Origin of the sequence: Stenotrophomonas sp. G4 (assembly GCF_003428825.1) — a bacterium.
In the GTDB taxonomy this organism is placed as follows: domain Bacteria; phylum Pseudomonadota; class Gammaproteobacteria; order Xanthomonadales; family Xanthomonadaceae; genus Stenotrophomonas; species Stenotrophomonas indicatrix.
The window spans coordinates 3,072,404-3,085,104 of record NZ_CP031741.1; the positions used below are offsets into that span (position 1 = coordinate 3,072,404).

Genomic DNA, 12,701 nt, shown 5'->3' on the forward strand with positions numbered 1-12,701 from the left:
GGGCTTGGCGCGCTCTTGTCAGGTGAAGGGGTCAGCGGGCGATGGTCTGTGTACGCCAGATCTTCTTCTGCAGCTGCAGGATCCCGTACACCAGCGCCTCGGCGGTCGGCGGGCAGCCCGGGACGTAGACGTCCACCGGCACCACGCGATCACAGCCGCGCACCACAGAATAGGAGTAGTGGTAGTAACCACCGCCATTGGCGCAGCTGCCCATGGAGATCACCCACTTGGGGTCGGGCATCTGGTCATAGACCTTGCGCAGCGCCGGGGCCATCTTGTTGACCAGGGTGCCGGCGACGATCATCACGTCGGACTGGCGCGGCGACGGGCGGAACACCACGCCGTAGCGGTCAAGGTCCAGGCGCGCTGCACCTGCGTGCATCATTTCGACCGCACAGCAGGCCAGGCCGAAGGTCATGGGCCACATCGAGCCGGTGCGTGCCCAGTTCAGCAGCGCATCGACGCTGGTGGTGACAAAGCCCTTTTCCAGCAGCGGGTTGTCGCCTTCCGGCCGCAGGATGTCGTCAACCCGCCCTTCCGGGACAGGATTGGTCATCAGGCCATCGAGAGTCTGAATCACTCCCATTCCAGCGCTCCCTTCTTCCAGACATAGATGAAACCGAGGAACAGCATGCCGACGAACAGACCCATGGTGACGAGCGAACGCGCGCCAAGCTCCATGAAGACCTGCGTCCACGGCACGATGAAGATGATTTCCAGGTCGAAGACGATGAACTGGATCGCGATCAGGTAGTAGCGCACGTCGAACTTCATACGCGCGTCTTCGAAGGCTTCGAAGCCGCACTCGTACGGCGACAGCTTTTCCAGATCGGGGCGGCGGGGACCGAGGAATCGACCAACCAGCATCAGCGTAATGCCGATACCGGTGGCAACGATCAGAAACAGCAGAGACGGCAAATATTCGGCCAGCACAGCGATTCTCTCTTGCCTCTGCCGCTGCGCCTGCAGGCGCTTTGGCATGGGGGAGTGGACGGGAAGCTGCCTGGCGCCTTGCGCGCCAGACCAACCCGCTTTACTTACTAAATGGTGCCCAAGAGGGGACTCGAACCCCTACGACCTAAGTCGCTACCACCTCAAGGTAGTGCGTCTACCAATTCCGCCACCTGGGCAAACGATCACATCAGACTATCTTCCCGATGCGCCGCGTATTGTAACCGGCTTCAGTCTTTCTGGGAGCCTTCCGAAGGCTTTTCTTCACCAGAAACCGAAGATTCCGCCTGAGCCGGCACAGTTGCGGCCGGAACCGGGGCGGCCGGGACCGCATCGGCCTTCGGAACGGCCGGCAATTCGCCCGCCGGAGCGGCCGGAGCGCTGGCCGCCGGGGCGGACATCAGACCCAGATCCTGATCGGCGGCCGGGCGGTTGCCATGGCCGGCGTACCAGGCCATGAAGAGGCTGATGCCGAAGAACACCACGGCCAGCCACTTGGTCGACTTGGACAGGAAGTTGGACGCACCACGCGCACCGAACACCGTCCCCGAGGCGCCAGCGCCAAAGCCCGAACCTGCCGCCGCACCCGAGCCACGCTGCATCAGGATCAGCGCGACCATGGCTACGGCAACCAGCACGTAGACGACATTGAGGATCAACATCAGCATTGGAAATCCGCCCTCGGACTAGAGTGCCGGCGACTGGCCGGCAACCGTAACTAATTGTTTGCCGCCGCCTCTGCGATGGCCAGGAAGTCGGCGGCCACCAGGGAGGCACCACCAACCAGCCCACCATCGACATCCGGCTGCGCGAACAGTTCCCCGGCATTGTCGGGCTTCACGCTACCGCCGTAAACAATGGGCAGTGAATCAGCAATTCTAGCATCGATGCGCGCGACTTCGCCACGAATGAACGCGTGCACCTGCTGCGCCTGCTCCTTGGTTGCGGTGCGGCCGGTTCCGATCGCCCAGACCGGCTCGTAGGCGACCACGGCGTTGGCGAAGCCTTCGGCCCCGACAAGCTCGAGCACCGGGGCAAGCTGGCTGGCGATGACCGCCTCGGTCTGCCCGGCCTCGCGCTGCTCGAGGGTTTCACCGACGCACAGCACCGGCACCAGGCCGGCATGCAGGGCGGCGGCGAACTTGCGCGCGACCAGCTCGCTGCTCTCATGGTGGTACTGGCGGCGCTCGGAGTGGCCGACCAGGCCATAGCGGGCACCGACCTCGTGCAGCATGGCCGCACAGACCTCACCAGTGTAGGCACCCTTCTCGTTGCTGCTGACGTCCTGTGCGCCAAAGGCCAGGCCGGTGCTGCCGAAGTCTTCGACCAGCTCACCCAGGTAGGGCATCGGCGGCAGGATGACCACCTCCACCCCGCTCCTGGGCAGCCCGGCAGCGACCTGCCCCAGCAGTTCGGTGGCGAATTGACGGCTGCCGTGCAGCTTCCAGTTTCCAGCGACGATCTTGCGGCGCATGCGCGGGTGGCTCCTGTGTGAACTCAGCCGCCCATGATACCTGCTGCGGCAAAAAACCGTTTCCGTGTAAGCGGTTACATGGATTTTCAGCCAACGACGCAGCCCCTCGTGGCGGGTTTAGGTTGGTCGCGGAGAGCCCCGGGTGGATTTGCGGGGTTGGCCGGGCGGGTGGGACTGCGCAGGGGTCGCTGCAAGTCCCCCTCCGGGGCCCGGCCCAGCCGCTGGCGGCTGTGCGTTCGGGCGCCTGCGAAGCAGTGCTTCGCAAGCAAAGCGCCCTCACCCCTGTAAGCCCGGTCGCCGCATCCATGCGGCTCACGCCCCTGCGCAGCCCCACCCACTCGGCCCCCTGACACATTCCGGCGGTTCCGCCCGCCACGGAAAGAAAAAAGAAGATCAAAAGCGAAAGCGAAAGCAGAGCTTCAACCCCTCCCTGCTTCGAGACCTGACAGATCTCATCCACGCATGGCGTGGATAAATAGATAGATCGTGTCGACCAAGGTCGACACCTACCAACAGCCGCGGGAAATTGTCGGGGCGGGGCGGTGTGGGCTGGCAGGACCGTTGGCGCCATGGATGGCGCCATCGAGCCCCCAGGGATGGGTTTACGGCGTGTCCTGCCAGCCCACACCGCCCCGCCCAACCCACAGAAACCCAGAGCCGCTTTGGCTTTGGCTTTGGCTTTGGCTTTGGCTTTGGCCTTGGCCTTGGCCTTGGCCTTGGCCTTGGCTTTAGCTCTGGCCTCTGCGGGTGCAGGGTGCAACCCTGCCGAACACCCTCCGCTGCGCTCGCCGGGCATGGCCCGGCGCTACCCGTAACAAGAAGGCCGCCTTTCGGCGGCCTTCTTGTTACTTCAGCTTGATCTCGCGCAGGCGCTCTTCGAGGAAACCGTGCGCGGTGATCGGTTCCGGGTACCGGCTCGGGTTCTTCTCGGTAATGCACGAAGGCAGCACGTCGATCAGGAAATCCGGGTTCGGGTGCAGGAAGAACGGCACCGAATAGCGCGGCTGGCGGGCCAGCTCGCCCGGGGGATTGACCACCCGGTGGATGGTCGACGGATACACATGATTGGTCAGGCGCTGCAGCATGTCGCCGATGTTGACCACGATGGTGTCCGCGTCCGAGGTGAACGGCACCCAGTCCCCGTCATGCGACTGCACTTCCAGGCCCGCCGCGCTGGCACCGACCAGCAGCGTGATGAAGTTGATGTCGCCATGGGCACCGGCGCGCACGTTCGGGATGTCGTCGGTGGTGATCGGCGGGTAATGGATCGGGCGCAGGATCGAATTGCCGAAATTGGTCTTGTCGGCGAAGAAGTGCTCCGGCAGGCCGATGTGCAGGGCCAGCGCCGAAAGCACGCGCGAACCGAGGTTGTCCAACGCCTGGTACAGCCCGTAACCGCGCTCGCGGAAGCCCTCGACCTCGGACGGCCACAGGTTCGGCGCCATCACGTCCCGGTACTTGGAGTCGTCGGCGATCTCGCGACCGATGTGCCAGAACTCCTTCAGGTCGAAGTGCTGGGAGCCCTTGGCGGTCTCCACACCGAACGGGGTATAGCCGCGGGCGCCGCCGCTGCCTGCCACGTGGTACTTGCGCTTGGTCTCATCAGGCAGTGCGAAGAAGGCCTTGAAGACGTCGTAGGCCGCGTCGATGTCGGCCTGCGGGATGCCGTGGTTGCGGATGCCCGCGAATCCCCACTGGCGGTACGCCGCCCCCAGCTCGGCCACGAAGGCGTCGCGGTCACTGTCGAAACGGGTGATGTCGAGGGTGGGGATCTGGCTCACAGCGGTTCCTGGCTTGTCGTTGAGTCGGTATGGGCCCGCCATTTCATGGCGACCGATCTGAACATTGTGACAGATAGATCGAGGCATGCCACCGACACACTGAAACAAACCGATACAATGCGCGACCCGGGCGGTTTAACGACTTCGTCACACCGGGAAACGCCCTCGCTGCCCACTTGAACCCGCCGCTCCATGCACGCCGCCCTGCCCGCCCCCACCGCCGCCGATCTACCCGCGCCCGCCAGACGCTGGCGCAGGCTGGCCTGGTGGTCCCTGTTCATCGCGGCCAACGCGGTACTTGCCGCGCTCATCGCGTTGGGCAACGTGCCATTGCGCGACAACCCCGGGGGGACCCTCGGCCTGGCCTATCTGGCCATTGCCCTGCCCGGCCACCTGCTCGCGTTCGGCGCACTGGCCGGTCTGCTGCCGTTGGCCATCGGCCTGTGGCCGCGCAGCGCGCGCGCGTTGAGCGTCTCGGCGGTGATCTGCCAGGGCCTGTGGCTGTGCCTGCTGCTGGTGGATGCCAAGGTCTTCGCGCTGTATCGCTTCCACCTCAACGCGATGGTCGCCAACATGGTGTTCGGCGGCGCCCTGCAGGATCAGGTCAGCCTGTCCTGGAAGACCTGGCTGCAGGTGGCGGCTCTGGTGTCGGCGATCTTCGCCGCGCAGGGCCTGCTGGCCTGGGCGTGCTGGAAGCTGCTGCCCGCAGCGCCACGGCGGCGGCGGGTACTGCAGGCCTGGGCGGTGGTTGCCCTGCTGATGGGCGGCGGCCAGGTCGCCACTGCCTACTACGACGCGCTCGGCGAGCGCGCAGTGATCAGCCAATGGAACTACCTGCCATGGGCGCAGCCGATCACCGCCAAGAGCGCGATGCGTCGCTTCGGCGTGGTCAGCCAGCAGCAGGTCGGCCTGCCCGATCCGCGCCATGCCCAGCTGAACTATCCGTTGCAGCCCCTGCGCTGCCAGAGCCACCAGCGGCCGAACGTGCTGATGGTGGTACTGGAGTCGTTGCGCCATGACGTGCTCACCGCGCAGTTCATGCCCAACGTGTCGCAACTGGCCCGTTCCTCGCGGGTGTACGAACATCATTTCAGCACCGGCAACGCCACCCGCTATGGTCTGTTCGGGCTGCTTTACGGCCTGCCGGGTGGCTATTGGCCGAGCATGCTCGACGAGCAGCGCGGCTCGCAGTTGTTCAAGGTGCTGGGACAGCAGGGCTATGACCTGCATCTGTATGGCAGCGCACCGCTGTACAGCCCGGAGTTTGATCGCACCGCGTTCGCCGATGTCCGCGACCAGCTGCACCAGGGGCCGTCCGAACTGACCTCCGATGGCCGCGATGCCGCCATCGTCGCTGGACTGCAGAAGGACATCCGCGCCAGCCAGGCTGCGCAGCGCCCGTGGTTTGGTTTCGTGTTCCTCGATTCCACCCACGCGCCCTACCACATGCCGGCCGGCTATCGGCCGCTCGCCACGCCGATGGCCGGGGCCATCGATTTCCTCAAGTTCGGCCCCGGGCACGACCCAACACCGGAGTTGAACCGCTACCACACCGCGGTGCATTACGCCGACAGCCTGATTGGATCGCTGCTGGACGACCTGCGCGCGCAGGGGCTGGAGCAGGACACGATCGTGCTGGTGACCGGTGACCACGCCGAGGAATTCAACGACCTCAAGCTGAACTACTGGGGCCACAACGGCAACTTCTCCAACCACCAGCTGCAGGTGCCCTTCGTGCTGCATTGGCCCGGCCAGGGTGGCGGCCACGACGCGCGGGTCAGTTCGCACGAAGACTGGGTGCCGACGCTGATGCGCCACGGCCTGGGCTGCGAGAACGCATTGACCGACTACAGCACCGGCCACGACCTGCTGGCTGCACCGACCGGCAAGCGTGCGCTGGTGGTGGAAAGCTGGTCGCAGCGCGCAGTACGCAATGGCGAGGCGATCTACGTGTTCGACAAATTCGGCAACGCCACCGCGCTCGATGCGCGCTATCGCCCGTTGCCGCAACAGGCCCCCGACGCCGCCAGCATACGCGCGGCATGGGAAGCGCTGACCCGCTTCCGCAACCGCTGATCCGAAGGACCGATCCACGCATGAACCGTCCGCTGCGCATCCTGCATACCGAAGCCGCCAAAGGCATGGGTGGGCAGGAGATCTACATCTTCCGCCACATGCAGGTGATGCGCGCGCGCGGCCATCATGTCGCCCTGCTGTGCCAACCGGATGCGCGCCTGGCCACGCGCGCGCGCGATGATGGCTTCACCGTGCATACGCTGCGCATGGGTGGCATGGCCCGGCTGCTGCGCGGCATCTGGTCGGTGTCACGGCTGGTCCGCCGCGAGCGCTACGACGTGGTCAACACCACCAGCCGTCGCGATGCATTGATTGCCGCCGCGGGCGCACGCCTGGGCGGTACGCCGCTGGTGGTGCGCTCGCGACACCTGATGAGCCCGGTGAACTCATTGCTGACCTATACCGGCCTGCCCCACCGGGTCATCACGGTGAGCAACTTCGTCAAGCAACTGCTGGCCGACCGTGGCATTCCCGCCGATCACATCGGCATCGTGCCGCCGATGGCAGTTGCTCCAACCGACGCCACGCAGGAGACGTCCTGGCAGGCGTTGCAGGAGACGCGCGCACGCGTGCGCGCCGAGCTCGGATTCGAGGAACAGGACATCGTCGTAGGCTGCGTGGCAGTGCTGCGCGAGCCCAAGGGCCACGCCGAACTGCTGCAGGCCATGGTGCCGCTGTGCAGAACCAACCCGCACCTGCATCTGGTGGTGGTCGGCGATGGCCAGGCAGTGATGCAGCGCCTGCAGGCCACCTGCGCCGAGCACGATCTGCAGCGCCAGGTCCATCTGCTGGGCTTCCGCAGCGATGCCAGCCAGCTGATGCCCGGCTTCGACATCTTCGCTCTGGCCACCCACAAGGAAGCCTCGGGCACGGTCTTCCTGGAAGCGGCACAGGCGGGCCTGCCGATCGTGTCGCATCGGGTCGGGGGCGTGCCTGAAATGCTGGTGGAAGGCAGCAATGCCATCCTCACCCGGCTTGGCGACAGTGCCGCCCTCACCGGCGCGCTGCGGCTGCTGGTGGACGATCCCGAACGCCGCCGGCAGATGGGACGTTCCGGCTGGGACTGGATCCGCAGTGCCACGCGTTTCAGCCCCGAAGGACACGCTGAAGCCACCGAACACTACTACCACCAATGGATGAAGGAGCTGGGTCATGGCTAATGCCAGAACCGTACCGGTGCTGATGCATCATCACGTCAGCAACTCGCCCGGCATGATCACGGTATCGCCGGAGAATTTCGAAAGCCAGATCGCCTGGCTGGCGCGCACCGGCTGGACCTCGTTGACGCTGGACCAGTACGCCGGCTTCCTGGCCGGCAAGCCGGTGCCGCGCAAGTCGATCGTCATCACCTTCGATGATGGTTACCTGGACAACTGGGTCTACGCCCATCCGATCCTGCAGAAGTACGGCATGCACGCGGTGGTGTTCGTGGTGACCGGCTGGATGCACGAGGGACCGGTGCGCCCGCATGCCGGCATCGCCGGTGCCACGCTGCCGGAAACACCCGAGCATCGCGCCTGCGAAGACCTTATCTACAGGCAGGGCCGCAGCGATGAGGTGATGATGCGTTGGAGCGAAGCACGTGCGGCCATCGAGGCGGGCACCTTCGAGATCCACTGCCATACCCACACCCATACGCGCTGGCTGCGCCGCCAGGATCTGGATCGGGCCCAGCGCCGCGCCGGCATCAGTGGCGACCTGTCGATGGCAAAGGAAGTACTGCTGGAGAAGCTGGGCGAAGTGTCCGACACCCTGTGCTGGCCGTACGGCGATTTCGACCAGGACTACATCGAAGTGGCGCGTGAGCAGGGGTTCCGCTACCTGCATACCACCCATCCGTTCGGACGCAACGTGGTCGGCGGCGATCCCGAGCGCATCTACCGCTTCGCCATCCGCAACCGGCCGGCAAGCTGGCTGCGCAAGCGCATCGCGTGGAGCTACAACCCGCTGATCGCACCGCTGTTCAACGGCTTCAAGGCGCGGCAGAAGAAGATGGTGCCGGGGCCGTGATGGCGCCACCAGCCCTGGGCTGACACAGCTTCGGCAAGGAAGCTCCAACAGAGTGGAAGGACTACAGGAAATGAACGTTCTGGTTACCGGCGGCGCTGGATTCATCGGCTCCCACACCTGTGTGGAGCTGCAGCAGCAGGGCCATGTGGTGGTCATCGTCGATTCGCTGTGCAACAGCGACGTCGGGGTGATCGGCCGGATCGGCGACATCACCGGCATCGCGCCGCTGTTCGTACAGGCCGACGTACGCGACCGTGCGCGGATCACCACGGTGCTGCGCGAGCATTCGATCGATGCGGTACTGCATTTTGCCGCACTGAAGTCGGTTGGCGAATCGCGGCAGATGCCGCTGGACTACTTCGACAACAACATCAACGGTACCCTCGCCCTGCTCGGCGCCATGCGCGATGCCGGGGTGGGCACGTTCGTGTTCAGCTCGTCGGCAACCGTGTACGGCGACCAGGACCATTGCCCGGTGGCCGAAACGGCCTCTACCTGCGCGATGACGCCCTATGGCCGTTCGAAGCTGGTGGTGGAGCAGCTGCTCTCCGACCTGGTCGGCGCCGACACGGCGCTGCATGTGGCAACGCTGCGCTACTTCAACCCGGTGGGGGCGCATTCAAGCGCCCTGATCGGCGAGCTGCCGCACGGAACGCCCAGCAACCTGATGCCCTACATCGCCCAGGTGGCCGCCGGCCTGCTGCCCGAAGTGCAGGTCTTTGGTGATGACTATCCGACCTGTGACGGTACCGGCGTACGCGACTACATCCATGTGCAGGATGTGGCGCGGGCCCATGTGCTGGCACTGCAGTACCTGCGCGACAAGCGCCGCAGCATCACCCTGAACCTGGGCACCGGCCAGGGCCACAGCGTGCTGGAACTGATCAAGGCCTTCGAGCAGACCGTCGGCCGGCCGATCCCGTTCCGGATCACCGGTCGCCGTAGCGGCGACATCGCGGTGAGTTTTGCCGACCCGTCGCTGGCCCTGCGCGAGCTGGGGTGGACCGCGCGCCATGGCCTGGCGGACATGTGCCGCGACACCTGGAAATGGCAGACGGAAATGACGCGCAGCGCCTGATGCCTTGCTTGCGGCAGACAGCAACATGGCCGCACAGGCGGCCATGTTGTCGGTTCGATCCAGCGACGGGGCTCAGGCCGCAGCCGCTGTCCTGACCGCCGCCGAAAGCCGGTCCAGGGTGTCCTGCATCAGCGTCGCGTCATCGGCCTCAACCGTGACCCGCACCACCGGCTCGGTGCCGGAAGGACGCAGGAAGGCACGCCCGCGGCCGGATACCGCATGCTGCGCTTCGAGCAGCGCAGCCTGCACGCTCTCGGCCTGCACGGTGGCCTTGGCCGAGACATCGCCAAGGCGCACGTTGACCGTCTTCTGCGGCACCTTGGACAACGGCTGCAGCGCATCGCGCAGGTTCTTTCCCTGCTGCTTCAGCGCCACCAGCACCTGCAGGGCACTGACGATGCCGTCGCCGGTGGTGGCCCGGTCCAGGCACAGCAGGTGGCCGGACGCTTCGCCGCCGAGCACGCCGCCTCCCTCCACCAGTGCCTGATGCACGTAGCGGTCGCCGACGTTGCTGCGCTGGAACGGAATCTGCAGTTCGGCCAGGGCCTTTTCCAGACCGAAGTTGCTCATCAAGGTACCGACCACCGGGCCGCGCAGGCGCCCTTCGGCCTGCCATGCGCGCGCCAGGATGTACACCAGGTCATCGCCGTCGACCGGGTTGCCGCGGTCATCAGCCATCAACACCCGGTCACCATCACCGTCGAAGGCGATGCCCAGGTCGGCGCGGGTCTCGCGCACCTTGGCAGCGAGGTTGTCGATGTGGGTGGACCCGACGCCGTCGTTGATGTTGACGCCATTGGGTTCGGCACCGATGCCGATGACCTCTGCCCCCAGTTCGCGGAACAGCAGCGGCGCGATCTGGTAGGTGGCGCCATGCGCGCAGTCGAGCACCAGGCGTACACCGCGTAGATCGAACGCGCGCGGCACGCTGGACTTGCAGAACTCGATGTAGCGGCCGACGGCCTCGCGTGCACGCGAGGCCTTGCCGAGCTTCTCCGAAACGGCCGTGGTGAACGGCACGTCCAATGCGGCTTCCAGCGCCAGCTCGGTTGCATCGTCGAGCTTCTCGCCCTGGGCGGAGAAGAACTTGATGCCGTTGTCGTAATGCGGATTGTGCGAAGCACTGATGACGATGCCCGCATCCACGCCCAGGGTACGGGTCAGGAAGGCAACGGCCGGGGTCGGCATCGGGCCGAGCAGCTGCACGTCAGCGCCCGCAGCGACCAACCCGGCTTCCAGCGCGGCTTCGAACATGTAGCCGGAGATCCGCGTGTCCTTGCCGATCACCACGATCGGACGGCGCCCCTCCTGGCCACGCTGGGCAACCAGCACACGGCCCAGGGCGTTGCCCAGGCGCAGCACGAAATCAGCCGAGATCGGCCCTTGACCGACCCGGCCGCGGATGCCGTCGGTACCGAAGTACTTGCGGCTCCCCATCAAGCCTCCTCCGGTGCCGGCTCACGGCGCAGCATCGCCAGCAGGTCGGCCAGGCGGTCGCGCAGCTCACGACGGTCGCAGATCTGGTCGATGGCCCCGTGCTCGAGCAGGAACTCCGAACGCTGGAACCCTTCCGGCAGCTTCTCGCGCACGGTCTGCTCAATGACGCGCGGGCCGGCGAAGCCGATCAGTGCATGCGGTTCGGCGATGTTGATGTCACCCAGCATCGCGAACGATGCCGACACACCGCCGGTGGTCGGGTGGGTCAGCACCGAAATGTACGGCTGCCCGGCTTCACGCAGTCTGCCCAGCGCTGCCGAGGTCTTGGCCATCTGCATCAGCGAGAACAGGCCCTCCTGCATGCGCGCGCCGCCACTGGCGGAGAAGCACACGTAGGGTGCGCCGATCTCGGCGGCGGTCTCGGCGGCAAGGGCGAAGCGCTCGCCGACCACCGAGCCCATCGAGCCTCCCATGAAGGCGAAGTCGAAGGACGAGGCCACCAGGGGGCGGCCCTTGAGCAGGCCGCGCATGGCGATCAGCGCGTCGTACTCACCGGTGTTCTTCTGCGCGATCTTGATGCGCTCGCTGTACTTCTTCTGGTCCTTGAACTTCAGCAGGTCGGTCGGCCCCAGGCGGGCAGCGATCTCGGTGCTGCTGTCGGCGTCGAACAGCGCAGCCAGACGCGCGCGGGCGCGGATGGCCATATGGTGGCCGCACTTCGGGCAGACCTCCAGATTCTCTTCCAGCTCCGGACGGTACAACGCACTGCCGCAGTTGCTGCACTTTTCCCACAGGCCCTCGGGGACGCTGCGCTTCTTGCTGGGGGTGTTGTCGGTGCGGATGCCAGACGGCATCAACTTGCTGAGCCAACTCATGCGGGAGGACACTTCCGTTCAGGGCGGCCCGGGGGCCGCAAAGGCGGACAGTCTAGCTCCGCTTTCCCCGCCCGTGCACCCCCTGCCCGGCCTTCGGCGCGCTGGAAAAAACCATGCTGGGACGTACGTTTAGGTGCTGGGTAGCGCCGGGCCATGCCCGGCGGATATTCTTCCGCGCCCCACCGCCGGGCATGGCCCGGCGCTACCATTACTGATCCAACGCCTGCCGCAGCGGAGCCAGGAACGCTGCGGCGCGCTGCGCCGCATCCTCGGCGGAGGTCGCTTCGGCCAGCACCGCCACCAGTGCGCTGCCGACCACCACGCCGTCGGCCTGGCGGGCCATGGCCGCCGCACTCGCGGCGTCCTTGATGCCGAAACCGGCCACCACCGGCACGCTGGCCCTGGCCCGCAGCGCCTGCAGGCGTGCGCTGGCCGCGTCGCTGTCCAGTCGTTCCGAGGCGCCGGTAACCCCGGCAAAGCTGACGTAGTACAGATAGCCGCGGGCCAGCGCCAGCAGCTTGTCGGCGCGTGCCTCGCTGGTGGTCGGCGATGCCAGCAGAACCAGCGCAAGGCCTGCAGCCTCGAAGGCCTGCTGGGCTTCGCCGGCTTCTTCCGGCGGCAGGTCGACCAGCAGCACACCGTCCACGCCAGCGGCCACGGCCGCTTCGGCGAACGCCACGTAACCGTGGATCTCCACCGGGTTGAGATAGCCCATCAGCACCACTGGCGTATGCGCGTCCTGTTGCCGGAACTGCGCCACCGCCTGCAGCACGTAACGGTTGCCGGCACCGCGTGCCAGCGCACGCTCGGAACTGCGCTGGATGGTCGGGCCGTCGGCCATCGGATCGGAGAACGGTACGCCCAGTTCGATCACATCGGCACCGGCCTGGACCAGCGCGTGCATGACCGGCACGGTGGCGTCCAGCGAAGGATCACCGGCGGTGATGAAGGGGATCAGGGCCTTGCGCTGCTGCTGGCGCAGGCGCTGGAAACAGTCATCGAGTCGGGAAACAGGCATC

At 66.1% G+C, this 12,701-nt stretch carries 12 protein-coding genes and 1 tRNA gene; 4 read left to right on the forward strand and 9 right to left on the reverse strand.

Features of this window, described 5'->3' with window-relative positions; translation table 11 throughout:
• Positions 1 to 31: 31 nt before the first annotated feature.
• The 6 genes from D0Y85_RS14300 to D0Y85_RS14325 all read right to left on the reverse strand — a co-directional run bounded on the left by D0Y85_RS14300 (position 32) and on the right by D0Y85_RS14325 (position 4,248).
• Positions 32 to 586, reverse strand: coding sequence for an NADH-quinone oxidoreductase subunit B (locus tag D0Y85_RS14300; protein WP_025876198.1), 555 nt, complete (start codon positions 584 to 586; stop codon positions 32 to 34).
• Positions 577 to 933, reverse strand: a complete 357-nt coding sequence (locus D0Y85_RS14305; RefSeq protein ID WP_005414075.1) for an NADH-quinone oxidoreductase subunit A — start codon at positions 931 to 933, stop codon at positions 577 to 579. The genes D0Y85_RS14300 and D0Y85_RS14305 overlap by 10 nt, the downstream gene beginning before the upstream one ends.
• Before the next feature lie 112 nt (positions 934 to 1,045).
• A tRNA-Leu gene (locus tag D0Y85_RS14310) sits at positions 1,046 to 1,130 on the reverse strand.
• Positions 1,131 to 1,181: 51 nt separating this feature from the next.
• Positions 1,182 to 1,619: a preprotein translocase subunit SecG gene (gene secG, locus D0Y85_RS14315; RefSeq protein WP_025876192.1), complete on the reverse strand. Its 438-nt coding sequence runs from the start codon at positions 1,617 to 1,619 to the stop codon at positions 1,182 to 1,184.
• 50 nt (positions 1,620 to 1,669) lie between these two features.
• Complete coding sequence (gene tpiA, locus D0Y85_RS14320; RefSeq protein ID WP_117310919.1) at positions 1,670 to 2,425, reverse strand: triose-phosphate isomerase; 756 nt, start codon at positions 2,423 to 2,425, stop codon at positions 1,670 to 1,672.
• A gap of 845 nt (positions 2,426 to 3,270) precedes the next feature.
• Positions 3,271 to 4,248 (reverse strand): 2-oxoglutarate and iron-dependent oxygenase domain-containing protein, encoded by a 978-nt coding sequence (locus tag D0Y85_RS14325; RefSeq protein WP_117310920.1) that lies wholly within the window; start codon positions 4,246 to 4,248, stop codon positions 3,271 to 3,273.
• 150 nt (positions 4,249 to 4,398) lie between these two features.
• On the opposite strand from D0Y85_RS14325, the gene D0Y85_RS14330 reads away from it, so the two are divergent.
• The 4 genes from D0Y85_RS14330 to galE all read left to right on the forward strand — a co-directional run bounded on the left by D0Y85_RS14330 (position 4,399) and on the right by galE (position 9,370).
• A complete protein-coding gene (locus D0Y85_RS14330; protein WP_117310921.1) occupies positions 4,399 to 6,282 on the forward strand; it encodes a DUF3413 domain-containing protein in 1,884 nt (627 codons plus the stop codon).
• 20 nt (positions 6,283 to 6,302) lie between these two features.
• Positions 6,303 to 7,442 (forward strand): glycosyltransferase family 4 protein, encoded by a 1,140-nt coding sequence (locus D0Y85_RS14335; protein WP_117310922.1) that lies wholly within the window; start codon positions 6,303 to 6,305, stop codon positions 7,440 to 7,442.
• On the forward strand, positions 7,435 to 8,292 hold the full coding sequence (locus tag D0Y85_RS14340; protein ID WP_117310923.1) for a polysaccharide deacetylase family protein: 858 nt from the start codon (positions 7,435 to 7,437) through the stop codon (positions 8,290 to 8,292). The genes D0Y85_RS14335 and D0Y85_RS14340 overlap by 8 nt, the downstream gene beginning before the upstream one ends.
• Before the next feature lie 70 nt (positions 8,293 to 8,362).
• Complete coding sequence (galE, locus tag D0Y85_RS14345; RefSeq protein WP_117310924.1) at positions 8,363 to 9,370, forward strand: UDP-glucose 4-epimerase GalE; 1,008 nt, start codon at positions 8,363 to 8,365, stop codon at positions 9,368 to 9,370.
• Positions 9,371 to 9,442: 72 nt separating this feature from the next.
• On the opposite strand, the gene glmM is transcribed toward galE, so the two are convergent.
• From glmM to trpA, 3 genes are all read right to left on the reverse strand, one after another.
• Positions 9,443 to 10,807 carry a phosphoglucosamine mutase gene (gene glmM / locus D0Y85_RS14350; protein WP_117310925.1) on the reverse strand — a complete coding sequence of 455 codons (1,365 nt, stop codon included), beginning with the start codon at positions 10,805 to 10,807 and terminating at the stop codon, positions 9,443 to 9,445.
• On the reverse strand, positions 10,807 to 11,682 hold the full coding sequence (accD, locus tag D0Y85_RS14355; protein ID WP_117310926.1) for an acetyl-CoA carboxylase, carboxyltransferase subunit beta: 876 nt from the start codon (positions 11,680 to 11,682) through the stop codon (positions 10,807 to 10,809). The genes glmM and accD overlap by 1 nt, the downstream gene beginning before the upstream one ends.
• Before the next feature lie 208 nt (positions 11,683 to 11,890).
• Entirely contained in the window at positions 11,891 to 12,700 is an 810-nt protein-coding gene (gene trpA, locus D0Y85_RS14360) for a tryptophan synthase subunit alpha (protein WP_117310927.1), read from the reverse strand.
• Between the last annotated feature and the right edge of the window lies 1 nt (position 12,701).